A 15,043-nucleotide genomic window follows, 5' to 3' on the forward strand; every position below is an offset into this window, starting at 1 on the left:
TTTTGAGTATGATTAATTGTCTGTTTCTACGAATCGTCCTAGGATGTGGACATTTTCAGATACAGAGACAAAGGCTGTTGGATCGACCTGTTTCATGATGTGTTTAAAATCATTAAACTCTGCTCGCGTGATAACCGTAATCAAGACTGCTTTTCTCTCATGATTATAGGTTCCTTCTGCATCGTGGATCATGGTTGCTCCACGGTGCAATTTTTTATGGATTTTTGCGATTACCTTGTCAGGATTATTGGTCACAATCATGGCCTGCATTCGTTTTTGCTTTGTAAAGACCGCGTCTGTCACACGGCTCGATACAAAAATGGTGATCATAGAGTAGAGGGCGTATTTCCAACCAAAGGTCAGACCTGCTATCAGCATGATGGTTCCATTTACCAAGAAAGAAATACTGCCGACATTCTTACCCGTTTTCTTTCGAATGGTGAGACTGACGATATCTGTACCTCCGCTAGAAATATTGTTACGGAGTGCAAAACCAATCCCCAAGCCCATGACAACACCCCCAAAAAGAGCATTGATGATGGGATCCTCTGTCAAGGTCACAACTGGCACAAGCTGGATAAAGAGGGAACTCATGGATACTGTGATAAAGGTAAAGATTGTAAACTTATGTCCAATCTGATACCAAGCCAAAATCATCAACGGAAAATTGATAGCATAAAAGGTTAGCGATATCGGAATATAAAAACCAAACCAGTGATTACTCAAAGCAGAGATAATCTGTGCCAGACCCGTCGCACCACTGGAGTAAACGTGCCCTGGTTGAAAAAAGAAATTGACTGCTACTGCTGACAAAAAACCATAAACCAGAGAAGCCGATACTTTCTCATCATATTTTTCCCGAGAAATACTTTGTAAAACTCGTAAGATTTTTATCTGATAAGCAAAGCGGCGCAGATAATAGCGCCACCGCTTAATTCGTTTTGCTTGTTTCATCTTCTTCTACTTGTAAGCTGAGTTCCTCTAGTTGTTTGAGAGCGACTGTTGATGGAGCTTGTGTCATTGGGTCGGTTGCCTTATTGTTCTTAGGAAAGGCAATGACTTCACGGATATTTTCTTCTCCTGCAAGCAACATGACAAAGCGGTCAAGACCGATAGCCAAACCACCATGTGGTGGGAAACCATAGTCCATGGCTTCAAGAAGGAAACCAAACTGGTCATTTGCTTCTTCAGCTGAGAAACCAAGAGCCTTAAACATGCGTTCTTGAAGGTCTTTTTGGTTGATACGAAGACTACCACCACCAAGCTCATAGCCGTTCAAGACGATATCGTAAGCAATGGCACGAACCTTAGCCAAATCACCTTCTAATTCGTGAGCTGTTTCTTCCTGTGGAAGGGTAAATGGATGGTGGGCACTCATGTAGCGCTCTTCTTCTTCAGACCATTCAAACATTGGCCAGTCAACCACCCAAAGGAAATTGAACTTATCGTTATCAATCAAGTCAAGCTCTTTGGCAATACGGACACGAAGGGCACCTAGTGTTGCATTCGCCACTTCAAGCGTATCCGCCACAAATAGAACCAAATCCTTGTCTTCAAGAGCAAGTGCTGCTGTCAATTCTCCTTGGATACCAGTTAAGAACTTGGCAACCGGTCCATTTAATTCTCCATCAACTACCTTGACCCAAGCAAGACCTTTGGCACCATATTGTTTGGCTACTTCAGTCATCTTGTCAATGTCTTTACGTGAGTAGTTATCTGCTGCTCCTTTGACCACAATGGCTTTAACGGCAGGTGCTTCTGAAAAGACTTTAAAATCAACACCCTTGACAACTTCTGTCAAGTCCTGAAGCAACATGTCAAAACGGGTATCTGGCTTATCAGAACCATAAAGAGACATCGCGTCATCATACTTCATACGAGGGAATGGAAGTGTTACTTCGATGCCTTTGGTTTCTTTCATCACGCGCGCAATCAAGCCTTCTGTGATATCTTGGATTTCTTGCTCACTAAGGAATGACGTTTCCAAGTCGACCTGGGTAAACTCAGGCTGACGGTCTCCACGCAAGTCTTCATCACGGAAACATTTAACGATTTGGTAATAGCGGTCAAATCCAGCATTCATCAAGAGCTGTTTGGTAATCTGTGGGCTCTGAGGAAGAGCATAGAAATGCCCTTTATTAATACGAGATGGCACCAAATAGTCACGCGCTCCTTCTGGTGTTGATTTAGAAAGGAATGGTGTCTCCACGTCGATAAACTCCAACTCATCCAAGTAGTTACGGATAGAGTGGGTCACCTTGGCACGAAGTTTAAGATTTTCCAACATTTCTGGACGACGAAGGTCAAGGTAACGGTAACGCAAACGTGTATCGTCATTGGCCTCAATCCCATCTTTAATCTCAAAAGGCGTTGTTTTGGCTGTATTAAGCACTGTAAGAGCTGTCACGTTCAACTCAACTGCACCAGTCGGCAATTTATCATTTGCCTGTTCACGCGCAGCGACTTGTCCAGTCACCTCAATGACAAATTCGCTACGAAGACTTTCAGCCGTTGCCATGACCTCTGCAGATACTTTTTCAGGGTTGATAACCAACTGCATGATCCCTTCACGGTCACGAAGGTCGATAAAGATCAAACCACCCAAGTCACGACGACGGCCAACCCATCCTTTCAAGGTCATTTCTTGTCCGATGTGTTCCTCACGAACACGACCAGCATACATACTACGTTTCATTTCTTCTCTCCTCTTTTATTCTGTTACTATTTTACCATAAAAGCGCAGGCTCTTCATGAAAATCAGCAGAAAAGTTTGATTGTATTTAGGAATCAAAACAAACAGACAAAAAATCCGATGAAAGCATTATCGGATTCTCTGATTATGATTCTTAACCTTTTTTACGCTTTTCAGCAATCTCAGCTGCCTTTTTAGGTAGAACAATCTCCGTCGCATAAGCCGAAGCAAAACGCAAGATACCTGCAATAGGCGCAAAGACAACTGCTAGATAGTTGTAAAAGAAGTCGCCTTTAAAGGCATAGGCAAGTGCCCCGATGATAAAGAAGAGAACGACCGCCTGTATCACTGCTAATAAAATTACTCGTTTCATGTGACCTCCTGACTCTATTATAGCATGAGTATCATCAAAAAGCCGATTAAATTATTCAAAGCGTGTAAAGAAATGCTGTAAAGAAGACCTTTTCGGCTCACATAAGCCAGTCCCAAACTCAATCCCAGACTAGCATAAACTAAAAACTGTTGCAAAGTCCCTGGAAAATGAATCAAGGCAAAAAGGACACTCGATACAAGGAGAAACAGAGCTGTCTGTTTGTTATTGTCCTGCTTAGGAAAGAGATAGCGCGCCAAGATTCCTCTAAAGATGAGTTCTTCCGTCAGAGGAGCAAAGACTACCACCATAAAGAAACCAAAGACAGGCTGAGCCACTGTCAGTTGAGATACGATTTGTTGATTGACCGACGGATCATCTGGCAAAAAGAACTGGGCTGTAATCGCCACTAGCAAAACCAGAGTAGGCAACCAGATATAACGATTAAAAGCAGTCGTCTGGATGCTAACCTTTTCTGTCTGATACCATCTGTAAACTCCATAAACATAGGCCCCTGACAGGGCGACATAAAGTGGCAAGACTCCAAAGATCGAAGCCCCTAGGTCAAGCGCTGATAAAGCCATACTCTGAACCAGACCATAGCCAAAGTAAAAGGATAGAATGGCTAGAAGAAACCAGCCAAGGTTTTTAAGTAGTTTCATAAAAGACTCCTATTTGAAATAACGTTTTGTTTTTCGCAATTGTGCAACATTGGTATACAAATGGATGACAACTGCCACGAGCAGAGCAACCAACTGTACTTGTCCTAATACCATAGATAGAACTACTAAGACAATATAGATACCTGGTATGATGAGCTGATTGACCTTGAACAAGATCAAGTAAGCTTCTTCCATCTCAGCCTGTTTTTCTCCCTCATCATAAGTATTAAGGTATTCCAAAACTTCCTTTGGAGTCGCCATAACAGAAAGTTTATAGTTACGAATCTTGCTGGTGATTTTTAGGCAGTAAACACCCGACCAAATACTTACAACTATCAAAAGTAAGGATGTTGCTGATATGCCGAATCTTCCTAAGTCTAAAATCATACAGAATAGCATACTAATTTGGGAAACATTCCAAGCCACTGTACCATAATCCAAGAAACGATACATAGCAAGATAGTCTTGTTCGTTTTCTTCGTCCTCTTCTTCTCTTTGATAGTTCTGATAGGCCTTATTGCTTTTTCTAATAAAATAAAAGGTTAGAGTTGCCGTAATCAGCCCTAGACCAAAAAAGATTGATAACAAGGCAGGGATTACTTGCTCTTGATTGATACTTAAAGGATTAACTCCAAGAGCTCCGGCAAGTATTCCTAATAAAGCTCCGGTAATAAAAAGTTTCAGTGCAAAAATTATGTGATTCTTTTCCATCTTTAAACCTCTTCCTAAAACAAACCAGACAACCATTGACAAAAAGCTTTTCCTGATTCAAAAATAGAGGTCAAGCCTTCTGTTCCAAGTGACACCAAAATCAAACAAACAGCAAGTAAGAGAATAGCTTGATTTCTTGCTTTTTTGCTCCATCTCCCAAGGGTTCATTCCCAAGCCAACCTGCTAGATAGGCATAGAGAGTTACTGTTATAATCCCAATCTCCGTAGAAGAGAGAAACAACAAGACTGTCACCAAACGAACGATATTGGCTTGAATGTTAAAATAATTTCCTAAACCTGCACAAACACCGGCAAGTTCTTTGTTCTCAGTATCGACTTGAAAACCCGCTAAAAACTCTTTCATAACTTTTCTCCTTTTACGATCTCTTTAAACTTTATCTTTCTCTCTACCCATCTAAAGACTAATAGTAAAACTATGTTAATCCAGAAGAGGTATTTACTTTCAACAATTGTAAACCAACCAAATAGACTTCCAATCATAACAAAGATATTTGCAATAAACACAAGAATACTAAGATAATAAATCACTTTATACTTGTTCATCACTCATCCTCCTCTAAGCGGAAAACCGACTCGACTGGCTCATGGAATATCTGAGCAATCTTCAGGGCAATGACGATGGATGGGGTATACTCATCCCGCTCAAGCAAGCTGATGGTTTGCCTGGACACGCCAGCCAGTTTGGCCAGCTCTGTTTGATTCAGGCCATCGCGAGCTCGAAGCTCTTTTAGACGATTTTTTAGCATGTCTTTTTTCTCCTTTGTTCTTATCTTGATTTCATTGTAACATATCTTTTTATTTTTGACAATCATATTTGTCAAAAAGTTTAAGATTATTGTCATTTTGCAAAAGAAAAAGGTCAGGAATAAGATCCTGACCAGTTTTTCTACTATTAAAAGCCTAATTTTTCAAAGATTTCTGAGAAGTTTTGGCTGATAGCATCAAGTGACACTTGAACTTCTTCTCGAGTTTGGTTGTTCTTAACCGTCACTTGTCCGCTTTCGACTTCGCTCTCTCCGAGAGTGATGAGAGTCTTAGCCGCAAAGACATCGGCTGACTTGAACTGAGCTTTGAGCTTCCGGTTAAGGTAATCACGCTCTGCTTTGAATCCTTGTTGGCGAAGGGCTTGTACCAACTCCAAGGCCTTAACATTTGCTCCTTCACCCAAAACTGCGATATAAACATCTAGAGCGTTCTCTATAGGAAGGGCCACACCTTGCTTTTCAAGAATGAGAAGCAGGCGCTCTACACCAAGTCCAAAACCAAATCCAGCAGTCTCAGGACCACCAAAATAGGCAACTAAGCCATCATAGCGACCACCCGCACAGACGGTCAAGTCATTGCCCTCGATTTCTGTGATGAACTCGAAAATTGTGTGGTTGTAGTAGTCCAGACCACGCACCATATTGGTATCAATGATGTAGTCTACACCCAGATTTTCCAACATCTGACGCACAGCATCAAAGTGAGCTTGGCTTTCTTCATCAAGGAAATCCAAGATAGACGGCGCATTCTCCACTGCCACCTTGTCTTCTTTCTCTTTAGAGTCCAAGACACGAAGAGGATTTTCCTCCAAACGACGTTGGCTATCCTTAGACAAGGTCTCCTTGAGCGGTGTCAAATAGTCAATCAAGGCTTGACGGTAAGCCGCACGGCTCTCAGGATTTCCCAGAGTGTTGAGATGCAATTTCACACCTTTAATGCCGATTTCTTTCAAGAAATGGGCTGCCATAGCGATGGTTTCCACATCGGTAGCTGGATTGCTAGAACCAAAGCACTCAACACCAATCTGGTGGAACTGGCGCAAACGTCCTGCTTGCGGACGCTCATAGCGGAACATAGGGCCCATGTAATAGAACTTACTTGGCTTTTGCACTTCTGGGGCGAAGAGTTTATTTTCCACATAGGAACGGACAACGGGCGCAGTTCCTTCTGGACGGAGGGTAATATGGCGGTCACCCTTGTCATAAAAATCGTACATTTCCTTGGTTACGATATCCGTTGTATCTCCGACAGAGCGGCTGATGACCTCGTAATGCTCAAAAATAGGCGTGCGCACTTCTGCATAGTTGTAGCGCTTGAAAATCTCACGGGCAAAGCCCTCAACGTACTGCCACTTGGCAGACTCAGCAGGTAAAATATCCTGCGTTCCTTTTGGTTTTTGTAATTTCATAGGGAATCCTCTTTAAACTTAATAGTCTTATTTTACCATAAATAAAGGGATTAAAACAGTGAGAAAAAATTTAGGATTTAGATATCATTTTTAAGATTAATAACTGTCAAAAGAATAGCTAGCAAGGAAAGACCAACAAATAGCATCCAAGTCAACTGTATATTCCATACGGCAACAAGTGAAAAACAAGCTGTTCCCACAGGTATGGATAAGGTAAACAATAAACCTAAAAAATTACTGGTACGAGCTAGAACCTCTGGAGCTAGATTTTTCATGAGCATGGCACTAATCTTTGGTTGAACTTTACCAGACACATACAGAGTTAAAAATAGAAATAGCAAACCAAGCACGACTTGATTGAATACGTTAGCCAGACCAATTAGAGTGAGTCCTACGGTAGCCCACATCATCAATCTAGGCAAGGACTGCTTCCCAAAATAATCATTGCCCGTAAGGCTACTGATGATGATTGCTAACAAAACACAGGCTTGATTGATAAATAGTGTCTCTGTGTAAGAAAAATTCAAGAGAGAATGGCTCAAAAAGAAGATATTATAAATTCCACCCAAAGCGCCACCCAAGGCATTGATAAGCAAGACAGCAAAGAGCATAAAACCAAAGTTTTTCTGTCCACTTTTAAGAAAAACAAGGCGTAAATTTCGATAAATCGTTAGAAATTGGTCTTTGATAGGAAGCTTCTCATTTTTTAGGTTTTCACCATCAGCAGATGAAATTGACAGGCTCAATTTGCTTTTTCCTAAAAAGAGAATAAAGGCTGATACTAGGAAAAAGCAGGCATTGATTCCCGCAACAAGGGAAAAATTGTTGACCGATAGACCTAAGAGCCAAACTCCAAAAGCTTGACCACCAATAGCTGAAATATATGTGATAAACTGGGAAAAAGAATAAGCTTCCATCAGATCCTCTTCAGCTACTTTTTCCTTAACGAGAGGCATTCGCAAGCCACCAGCAAAATCACTGATCACATCACTGATGACATTGATCAAACACAGGCTAGAAAAGGCAAAGAGACTAGCTTGCTGAACAACTAGGGCTGCCAGAAAAAATAAAACCGCCTGAAACAAACCGCTATAGACCATCCATTTGACCTTGTCCCTTGTGTAATCTGCCCGAATCCCTACAAAAACTGTAAATAGAGTCGGAAGAATCATGACAATATTCGCCATAGCAACAGCAAAAGAGGCTTGTGGCAAGGTCGATGCATAAACGATAAATACCAGGTTAAAAATCGAAGCACCAAAGGCATTGAAGAAACGCGACAAAGTCAAGAGTCGATAAGCTTGATTTCTAAACAATAGTTTCATAGGTAATCTCCCTTCTTGTTATAATCCCTATATGAAGTATGACTATAGTATAGCACTTAGAAATTGAAAGGGAAAACTTTTGAATATATGCAACACACAAAATGAGCAAAGAAACGATAGAACTTTTGTAACGACCTGAGAGTAGTCAAAAGTTCTATCGCTTAAATTTTCAAATTATTTTCTTAGTTTGCAGATATTCAACAATCAGTTGTATTTCTGTAGTATTCAGCAGATTTGTTACAACCAAGCATCTCAAAAATATGGACAGCATCTTCCATCTTTTTCTGACCTTCCTTGACTCTACCCTGCTTGCTATCAAGAAGACCTTCAGCCCACAAATAGACAATTCGGAAATAGGTCTCATTTTCCTTGTAGAAATGCTCTTTGATGACACGTTTAAAATAAGAGGCATTGGTAAATTCTTCACACTCAATGCTGGCTAAAAAACCATTCAATAGCATAGTATGAAAAAGGTTTCGATTACTAGACATTTCCATTAGAAAATCGGATTTGCGGACCATTTCTCGTACATATCTAGTAAAAAGAGAAACAGACAAGAACGGAGAACTGACTGAGAACAAATTGAGTTCATAGATTCCCCAAATCTCAGTATAAAACAAGTAGTCATGAAGGACTTTCCCTTCCTCTGCCGTTAACTCAACCGTTTCATCCATACTCTTCATATAAGACTTAATAATGATGGCATTTAGAATATGTTTCTGTTTGTTTTGAGAATGGGCATGCTTTTGATACTCCTTGCGATATAAGTCCTCAAGAGGTGCTATATTCTTTAAATCCAAAACATCTGTGATTTCTTTTCTCAACTCCGAATCTGTATCATACTGAAAACCTCTCGCCAGAAAGAGGATTTCCTCTACACTAGCAGATATATTTTCTAGGGCAAATAGAAACTTTTCCACCGAAAGCTCACTCTGACCTGTTTCAAATCGGGACAACATAGACGGAGAAAATTGTCCCCCAGTTGCTTGTCTCAGCGAGATATTTCTTGACTCTCGTAATTGTCTAAAGACTTTTCCAATCTGCTCCATAGACTTCCCCTTGATTCCATATTTTCTTCATTTTATCATATTTTTCAGAAAATTCATCAAAAACTTGCCAAATTGTCAGAATTATGAGAAAATAGAGGATATTTATCACGTGGAGGGACTGTTATGAGAGACGATATCAAAATCAATGACCGAGCTTTGGCCTTACAAGATCAAATTATCGAAAAACTAGAGAAGGTTTTTGATACAGATGTGGAATTGGATGTTTACAATCTAGGGCTGATTTATGAAATCAGTCTAGATGAAACAGGTCTCTGCAAGATTGTCATGACCTTCACCGACACTGCCTGCGATTGCGCCGAAAGCCTGCCTATCGAAATCGTCGCAGGTCTGAAACAAATCGAGGGTATCGAAGATGTCAAGGTTGAGGTTACCTGGTCGCCTGCCTGGAAGATTACACGAATCAGTCGCTACGGCCGCATTGCCCTTGGACTGCCACCTCGTTAATACTCTTCAAAAATCAAATTCAAACCACGTCAGCGTCGGCTTGTCGTACTCAAGTACTGCCTGCGCCTAGCTTTCTAGTTTGCTCTTTGATTTTTATTGAGTATAAGCAGGCAAATCACTTTTGAAGATGAAAAGAAGCAAGCCGAAAATGGCTTGCTTTTCTTGTTTATTTTTTACCTGACTTGTCCATATTCCAGAAGTCTGTCACGGCTCCGCGTGAAGCAGAGGATACGATATGGGCATATTTACCGAGGACACCACGGCTGTAAAGTGGTGGCAAGGTTGTTTCTGCCTTGCGTTTTTCAAGTTCTTCTTCGGATACGGCCATAGAAATTTCTTTGGTATCTTGGTCAACCGTAACGATATCACCTGTACGAAGGTAAGCAATCGGTCCACCATCCTGAGCTTCAGGGGCGATATGTCCAACAACCAGACCATAAGTACCACCTGAGAAACGGCCATCCGTCAAGAGGGCAACCTTGTCTCCTTGACCTTTACCAACGATCATGGATGAAAGTGACAGCATCTCAGGCATACCAGGGCCACCCTTAGGTCCAACGAAACGAACAACGACAACATCGCCATCAACGATTTCGTCTGTCAAGACAGCCTGGATAGCATCTTCTTCTGAGTCAAAGACCTTAGCTGGTCCAACGTGACGCCGCACTTTCACACCTGATACCTTAGCAACCGCGCCATCAGGGGCAAGGTTCCCATTCAAGATGATAAGCGGACCGTCTGCACGTTTTGGATTTTCAAGTGGCATAATGACTTTTTGGCCTGGTGTAAGGTCTGCAAAGTCAGCCAAGTTTTCAGCGACTGTCTTACCAGTACATGTGATGCGGTCGCCATGAAGGAAACCATTTGCCAAGAGGTATTTCATAACCGCAGGGACACCACCGACTTCGTAGAGGTCTTGAAAGACATACTGACCAGATGGTTTCAAGTCAGCCAAGTGAGGCACGCGCTCTTGGATCGTATTGAAGTCCTCAAGTGACAAGTCAACATTAGCCGCATGGGCAATGGCAAGCAAGTGAAGAGTGGCATTTGTAGAACCACCGAGAGCCATAGTTACAGTGATGGCATCTTCAAAAGCTTCACGAGTCAAGATATCTGATGGTTTGAGACCAAGCTCCAGCATCTTGACAACAGCACGTCCTGCTGCTTCGATATCTTCTTTCTTGTCAGCTGATTCAGCTGGATGAGATGAAGATCCTGGCAAACTCATACCGAGAACTTCGATAGCAGTTGCCATGGTATTAGCTGTATACATACCACCACAGCCACCAGGGCCAGGGCAGGCATTACATTCGAGACGTTTCACGTCCTCAGCTGTCATGTCACCATGGTTCCATTTTCCGATACCCTCAAAGACAGAAACCAAGTCAATGTCTTTGCCATCAAGATTTCCCGGTGCAATAGTACCACCATAGGCGAAAATAGCTGGAATATCCATATTGGCAATGGCAATCATAGAACCAGGCATGTTCTTGTCACAGCCACCGATAGCGACAAAGGCATCCACGTTGTGACCACCCATCGCAGCCTCAATAGAGTCCGCGATGATGTCACGAGATGTTAGAGAGAAACGCATACCAGGCGTTCCCATGGCGATCCCGTCTGCTACGGTAATGGTTCCAAACTGAACAGGCCAAGCGCCCGCAGATTTGACACCTTCTTTAGCCAATTTCCCAAAATCATGCAAGTGAATGTTACATGGTGTATTTTCCGCCCAAGTTGAAATCACTCCCACAATCGGTGTTTCAAAGTCCTTATCTGTCATTCCAGTGGCACGAAGCATGGCACGGTTTGGTGATTTCACCATACTGTCATAAACGCTACTGCGGTGACGTGTATCTAATTCTGTCATTTGTTCCCTCCCATTTCAGTTTTTACCATTATAGCACAATTTCCGCATGAAGAACAGAATAAAATTCTTGAATTTTCAGAAAATTTCGATTACTAGCTTCTAATTTTTTTATCTTTTTTTGTCAAGTAACTTTACTTTACAAAAAAAATGTGTTATCCTAGTATGGTTGATGAAAATCACTAGATTGAATCGAATTTAAATACCTAAAGGAGAAAAGAAAATGGCAGTACCTGCACGTCGCACCTCAAAAGCGAAGAAAAACAAACGTCGTACACACTACAAAGTAACAGCTCCATCTGTAAACTTTGACGAAACTACTGGAGATTACTCACGTTCTCACCGCGTATCACTTAAAGGATACTACAAAGGACGTAAAATCGCTAAAGCTGCATCAGCTGAATAATAGAAGGGAGATACCATGCGCGTAAATATCACACTTGAACACAAAGAATCTGGTGAACGCTTGTACCTTACTTCTAAAAACAAACGTAACACTCCAGACCGTCTTCAATTGAAGAAATACTCACCAAAACTTCGCAAGCACGTAGTGTTTACAGAAGTTAAGTAGGGGTTCAATACGAATCAATACATAAGAAAAACGCTGATTTAAAGCGTTTTTTCTTTTTGCCAAATGCGATATATTGCACTGTATTTCAATCCAAACTCTACCTTTTTCTCTACCTTTTTTCTTAAGACCTGGTTTGGAAAGTATGAATTTCAGTTGGACTAAAAACAGCGTAATATCAAGACTTTTCTCCGCTTTTATAAAAGCGTTTTTCCAATCAAATTCAACTAATTTTATCTAAATGGTGTGGATTTTACCCCCAAAATTACAGAGAATGGAGCTGATAAACACTAAACGTTCACACCATTAGTTAAATGATTTTTTTCATCATTTTTCTTAGATGATAGAACTTCTAATTTATTTCTTATTCAAGCAAAAACAACCTGCTATAAGTAAGAAAGAGGAAGATACAAGAAAAACACGGCGTAAAAACCGATTCAGTTCATTGTCCTCAATCCTTGTCTGCTTCATTTTCTTTTACGAGATCGTTTTGTGAATCTTTTTCAGAGAGTTTTTGATCAATATACTTGTCAATGTTTTCATAAAATTCCTTGGTCGCTTCACTATCTAATGTTGGCGAGTTCTGAACTTGATTCACTTTCAATTGAACAGATTGAATACCGTAAGAGGCTTGTTTTTGGTGGAGTGTTTCTAATTCTTCTTCTGAAATCGGATCTCCAACAACCGTCAAGACCAATTCATTGTTACTTGACTTGTAGACTTGATTAATAACCGTATAATTGGCGAACTCTTTTCCTACAAACTGTTTGATCCCTTCTTTGCGCGCTTGTTCTATTGTCAGAGTAACTGCCGAATAGCTAGCTGGAAGAATCAACAATACAATCAAAGAAATCAAGCCAATTCTCATTTTAATGCTCAGCTCTTTAAATGAAGTTAAAGGAGATTTTCTCATCAAAATTCTTGTTCCAACAATGTTGGCTAGCATGATAAAGACACAGTTGATCAAGAAAAGATAGAGAGCCCCAAATAAAAATCGTATATTTCCATTAGCTAAACCATAGCCCGCAGTACAGATAGGTGGCATCAAAGCTGTTGCAATGGCTACTCCTGGCACGATATTGTTTGCTTCTTTTTTCCTTGAACCGATCACACCAGCAATCCCACCAGCAATAGCAATGAGAACATCCCAAATGGTTGGAGAGGTTCGTGCGATCAACTCGCTACTTGCATAAGACAAGGGAGAAATCCAGAAATACAGAGTCGAGACAAGCAAACTGACCAACACTTGAGTCAATAAAACCTCTAGAGATTGCTTGATTAAACGCGTATCAAAAATAGCTAAACCGAATCCCAGTCCAACAATCGGTGTCATGAGAGGTGAAATTAACATGGCTCCAATAATAACAGCTGTTGAATTCATATTTAGACCGATAGAGGCAATAAAAATTGCACACATCAAAATCGCTGTATCTCTCAATCGAACATGAAGGTCATCGTATAATTTCTCACGGTATTCCCGTGTTGAATAATTGGCAGTCATTTGTCCTCTCCTCTTTCCTTATTTAAATCGGTATAATAATTAATAATAACAGCTGATAAACAGCCAAAAAATATGAGCCCATAAATCGTCAAGAAGACACTGGTAATCCTTCCAATCAAGGTCACAGCTAGGAGATCCCCGTAGCCGACAGTCGTCGAAGTCACAAAAGCATACCAAAGACCGTCTCCGTAATTTGTGATAGCAGGTTCAACTAGGAAAAGCACGCCTCCTGACCCAAAAACAAAGGTCACAAAACTCAGAGCAAACCGAGTAAAACCCGTAACCTGTATAATATGCCATAACATTTTTAAACGTCTCATTTGTTCTCCTTATTCATACTAGCTCCTGACCGAGCCGTTTTTTCCAATAATCAAAGTGAAGATAGGACATGATCTCCATCAGAGAAAGATAGACAAACTGATAGATCTGATTTAAGCTGATTATCAACTGATATTGTTTGAAAAATGACTGGAAGAAAGACCAGATATGACTGTCTTGAATCAGTCCCTTCTTAACATCAGACAGGATATTAGCTAAAGCTCCCAAGGACTGAAACGGTAAATCCTTGACATTTATATAGATCCGGTCCACCACATCATTCAGACTGGTATCTTGGATGGCATGAAATTCTCCAAAGAGAACTCCTGCCGCTCCAAGAGTAGAAACAAATTCCACCAAATAATTTCTGAGGAAATTTTCTCAACCTTTTCCCATAATGTGTTTAGTGCCATCCATAACGATCCCAACCAGAAAAAGGAAAGAAAATAAGCAAAGAAATTTTGCCGTAAATCCCAAAAAGCTTGAAGACTTGGTGTCGTTGGTTTTTCTAACTCTAAAATCAAAATGGTCATAATAATTGCTAGAACAGCATCTGTCAATGCAATTAATCTATCTTTCTTCATCAGATTACGTTGCCTTTCATTTTGTAGTATTCTATCTCATCGTATAATATTTATTAATCTTAAATATTGGATAGTCACTTCATATTTTGAGTACAAACAAGATACACTAAAAAGCATGTATCTGTCATATTTTATTTAACTTTAGAAATATTCATCCATCTAATCAATAAATATATCATATTTCACAATAAATGACTACTATCAAAGATACATTTTCTTTCAGATTTCTCCCTTTTAAACTTGGCTAACTTGACCTGCATTACCTAGGTCGCTTTGCTTTAAATTATACTTTTTTCTTAAAGATTTGCTACGAGTAGTCTTTCATGTGAGTAATTTTTATCAAAAAATTTCATAGATAAGTCCTATATATAATCATGATAAAGTAGTAAAAATAGTTGTTATCCTAGTTGATTAAAAAAGTCTTTGATTTCCTCATCTTTTATAAAATAATATATAATTTTCCCCTCTCTTCTAGTATCCAAGATGTTTTGATTGGCTAGTTTACGAAGATGGTGGGAGGCAGATGCCATACTGAGATTTAGTAAACAGGCTATATCACAGACACAGAGTTCTTCAACAGCAAGGAGATAAAAGATGATATTTATCTGTTTATTATCGGTAAACTTTGATAAAATACGAAGTGATTTTTGGACTTTTTCCTTTTCAAGGTAGTTCGTTGCGGTTGTAACATTTTGCTGATTTATAATATTCACTTGGCAGATACTATCTTTTTTCAT

General features: G+C 40.2%; 18 protein-coding genes and 2 pseudogenes. 3 read left to right on the forward strand and 17 right to left on the reverse strand.

What is annotated here, in order from left to right:
- Positions 1–12 precede the first annotated feature (12 nt).
- From B7714_RS00570 to B7714_RS00620, 11 genes and pseudogenes are all read right to left on the reverse strand, one after another.
- Complete coding sequence (locus B7714_RS00570) at positions 13–954, reverse strand: YitT family protein (protein ID WP_000806299.1); 942 nt, start codon at positions 952–954, stop codon at positions 13–15.
- Entirely contained in the window at positions 932–2,695 is a 1,764-nt protein-coding gene (aspS, locus tag B7714_RS00575) for an aspartate--tRNA ligase (RefSeq protein WP_084859264.1), read from the reverse strand. Before aspS ends, B7714_RS00570 begins: the two co-directional genes overlap by 23 nt.
- A 151-nt stretch (positions 2,696–2,846) precedes the next feature.
- Positions 2,847–3,065 carry a hypothetical protein gene (locus B7714_RS00580; protein ID WP_084859266.1) on the reverse strand — a complete coding sequence of 73 codons (219 nt, stop codon included), beginning with the start codon at positions 3,063–3,065 and terminating at the stop codon, positions 2,847–2,849.
- A 17-nt stretch (positions 3,066–3,082) separates the two neighbouring features.
- Positions 3,083–3,724: a CPBP family intramembrane glutamic endopeptidase gene (locus B7714_RS00585; RefSeq protein WP_084859268.1), complete on the reverse strand. Its 642-nt coding sequence runs from the start codon at positions 3,722–3,724 to the stop codon at positions 3,083–3,085.
- Positions 3,725–3,733: 9 nt separating this feature from the next.
- The gene (locus tag B7714_RS00590) at positions 3,734–4,435 is read right to left on the reverse strand and encodes a DUF3169 family protein (protein WP_084859270.1); all 702 of its coding nucleotides are present in this window, start codon (positions 4,433–4,435) and stop codon (positions 3,734–3,736) included.
- A 14-nt stretch (positions 4,436–4,449) separates the two neighbouring features.
- Positions 4,450–4,799, reverse strand: a pseudogene (locus B7714_RS00595) (PspC domain-containing protein).
- A complete protein-coding gene (locus tag B7714_RS09930; protein WP_042901955.1) occupies positions 4,796–4,999 on the reverse strand; it encodes a hypothetical protein in 204 nt (67 codons plus the stop codon). The pseudogene B7714_RS00595 and the gene B7714_RS09930 overlap by 4 nt, the downstream one beginning before the upstream one ends.
- Positions 4,999–5,202, reverse strand: coding sequence for a helix-turn-helix transcriptional regulator (locus B7714_RS00605; protein ID WP_000916944.1), 204 nt, complete (start codon positions 5,200–5,202; stop codon positions 4,999–5,001). Before B7714_RS00605 ends, B7714_RS09930 begins: the two co-directional genes overlap by 1 nt.
- 146 nt (positions 5,203–5,348) lie before the next feature.
- Positions 5,349–6,629, reverse strand: coding sequence for a histidine--tRNA ligase (gene hisS / locus B7714_RS00610; RefSeq protein WP_084859272.1), 1,281 nt, complete (start codon positions 6,627–6,629; stop codon positions 5,349–5,351).
- 77 nt (positions 6,630–6,706) lie between these two features.
- Positions 6,707–7,954, reverse strand: a complete 1,248-nt coding sequence (locus B7714_RS00615; RefSeq protein WP_084859274.1) for an MFS transporter — start codon at positions 7,952–7,954, stop codon at positions 6,707–6,709.
- A 197-nt stretch (positions 7,955–8,151) separates the two neighbouring features.
- On the reverse strand, positions 8,152–9,003 hold the full coding sequence (locus tag B7714_RS00620) for a helix-turn-helix domain-containing protein (protein ID WP_084859275.1): 852 nt from the start codon (positions 9,001–9,003) through the stop codon (positions 8,152–8,154).
- A gap of 123 nt (positions 9,004–9,126) precedes the next feature.
- On the opposite strand from B7714_RS00620, the gene B7714_RS00630 reads away from it, so the two are divergent.
- Positions 9,127–9,468, forward strand: a complete 342-nt coding sequence (locus B7714_RS00630; RefSeq protein ID WP_084859277.1) for a metal-sulfur cluster assembly factor — start codon at positions 9,127–9,129, stop codon at positions 9,466–9,468.
- A gap of 166 nt (positions 9,469–9,634) precedes the next feature.
- Here the strand turns inward: B7714_RS00630 and ilvD are convergent, their stop codons facing one another.
- Positions 9,635–11,338 carry a dihydroxy-acid dehydratase gene (gene ilvD / locus B7714_RS00635; protein ID WP_000137380.1) on the reverse strand — a complete coding sequence of 568 codons (1,704 nt, stop codon included), beginning with the start codon at positions 11,336–11,338 and terminating at the stop codon, positions 9,635–9,637.
- A 220-nt stretch (positions 11,339–11,558) separates the two neighbouring features.
- On the opposite strand from ilvD, the gene rpmF reads away from it, so the two are divergent.
- Together rpmF and rpmG are read left to right on the forward strand one after the other, a co-directional pair.
- Positions 11,559–11,741, forward strand: coding sequence for a 50S ribosomal protein L32 (gene rpmF / locus B7714_RS00640; RefSeq protein ID WP_000290417.1), 183 nt, complete (start codon positions 11,559–11,561; stop codon positions 11,739–11,741).
- 15 nt (positions 11,742–11,756) lie between these two features.
- Complete coding sequence (gene rpmG / locus B7714_RS00645) at positions 11,757–11,906, forward strand: 50S ribosomal protein L33 (protein WP_001265622.1); 150 nt, start codon at positions 11,757–11,759, stop codon at positions 11,904–11,906.
- A 448-nt stretch (positions 11,907–12,354) separates the two neighbouring features.
- Here the strand turns inward: rpmG and B7714_RS00655 are convergent, their stop codons facing one another.
- The 5 genes and pseudogenes from B7714_RS00655 to cadX form a co-directional block, all read right to left on the reverse strand.
- Complete coding sequence (locus B7714_RS00655; protein WP_084859279.1) at positions 12,355–13,404, reverse strand: DUF389 domain-containing protein; 1,050 nt, start codon at positions 13,402–13,404, stop codon at positions 12,355–12,357.
- Positions 13,401–13,724 (reverse strand): potassium channel family protein, encoded by a 324-nt coding sequence (locus tag B7714_RS00660; protein ID WP_001253404.1) that lies wholly within the window; start codon positions 13,722–13,724, stop codon positions 13,401–13,403. The genes B7714_RS00655 and B7714_RS00660 overlap by 4 nt, the downstream gene beginning before the upstream one ends.
- A 13-nt stretch (positions 13,725–13,737) precedes the next feature.
- Entirely contained in the window at positions 13,738–14,079 is a 342-nt protein-coding gene (locus tag B7714_RS00665) for a hypothetical protein (RefSeq protein WP_000397556.1), read from the reverse strand.
- Positions 14,061–14,306 (reverse strand): annotated as a pseudogene (locus B7714_RS00670) (TMEM175 family protein); the annotation flags it as partial. The gene B7714_RS00665 and the pseudogene B7714_RS00670, both read right to left, overlap by 19 nt.
- A 398-nt stretch (positions 14,307–14,704) precedes the next feature.
- On the reverse strand, positions 14,705–15,043 hold the full coding sequence (cadX, locus tag B7714_RS00675) for a Cd(II)/Zn(II)-sensing metalloregulatory transcriptional regulator CadX (RefSeq protein WP_000711083.1): 339 nt from the start codon (positions 15,041–15,043) through the stop codon (positions 14,705–14,707).

Origin of the sequence: Streptococcus oralis subsp. oralis (assembly GCF_002096595.1) — a bacterium.
GTDB classification, from domain to species: domain Bacteria; phylum Bacillota; class Bacilli; order Lactobacillales; family Streptococcaceae; genus Streptococcus; species Streptococcus oralis_D.

Excerpts from the sequence above, each read along its gene's own strand:
- ilvD (WP_000137380.1), bottom strand. The coding sequence starts at position 11,338 with ATGACAGAATTAGATACACGTCACCGCAGTAGCGTTTATGACAGTATG.
- B7714_RS00585 (WP_084859268.1), bottom strand. The coding sequence starts at position 3,724 with ATGAAACTACTTAAAAACCTTGGCTGGTTTCTTCTAGCCATTCTATCC.
- rpmG (WP_001265622.1), top strand. The coding sequence starts at position 11,757 with ATGCGCGTAAATATCACACTTGAACACAAAGAATCTGGTGAACGCTTG.
- cadX (WP_000711083.1), bottom strand. The coding sequence starts at position 15,043 with ATGAAAAAAGATAGTATCTGCCAAGTGAATATTATAAATCAGCAAAAT.
- B7714_RS00660 (WP_001253404.1), bottom strand. The coding sequence starts at position 13,724 with ATGAGACGTTTAAAAATGTTATGGCATATTATACAGGTTACGGGTTTT.
- rpmF (WP_000290417.1), top strand. The coding sequence starts at position 11,559 with ATGGCAGTACCTGCACGTCGCACCTCAAAAGCGAAGAAAAACAAACGT.
- B7714_RS00570 (WP_000806299.1), bottom strand. The coding sequence starts at position 954 with ATGAAACAAGCAAAACGAATTAAGCGGTGGCGCTATTATCTGCGCCGC.
- hisS (WP_084859272.1), bottom strand. The coding sequence starts at position 6,629 with ATGAAATTACAAAAACCAAAAGGAACGCAGGATATTTTACCTGCTGAG.
- B7714_RS00580 (WP_084859266.1), bottom strand. The coding sequence starts at position 3,065 with ATGAAACGAGTAATTTTATTAGCAGTGATACAGGCGGTCGTTCTCTTC.
- B7714_RS00605 (WP_000916944.1), bottom strand. The coding sequence starts at position 5,202 with ATGCTAAAAAATCGTCTAAAAGAGCTTCGAGCTCGCGATGGCCTGAAT.
- B7714_RS00620 (WP_084859275.1), bottom strand. The coding sequence starts at position 9,003 with ATGGAGCAGATTGGAAAAGTCTTTAGACAATTACGAGAGTCAAGAAAT.
- B7714_RS00615 (WP_084859274.1), bottom strand. The coding sequence starts at position 7,954 with ATGAAACTATTGTTTAGAAATCAAGCTTATCGACTCTTGACTTTGTCG.
- B7714_RS09930 (WP_042901955.1), bottom strand. The coding sequence starts at position 4,999 with ATGAACAAGTATAAAGTGATTTATTATCTTAGTATTCTTGTGTTTATT.
- aspS (WP_084859264.1), bottom strand. The coding sequence starts at position 2,695 with ATGAAACGTAGTATGTATGCTGGTCGTGTTCGTGAGGAACACATCGGA.
- B7714_RS00630 (WP_084859277.1), top strand. The coding sequence starts at position 9,127 with ATGAGAGACGATATCAAAATCAATGACCGAGCTTTGGCCTTACAAGAT.
- B7714_RS00655 (WP_084859279.1), bottom strand. The coding sequence starts at position 13,404 with ATGACTGCCAATTATTCAACACGGGAATACCGTGAGAAATTATACGAT.
- B7714_RS00590 (WP_084859270.1), bottom strand. The coding sequence starts at position 4,435 with ATGGAAAAGAATCACATAATTTTTGCACTGAAACTTTTTATTACCGGA.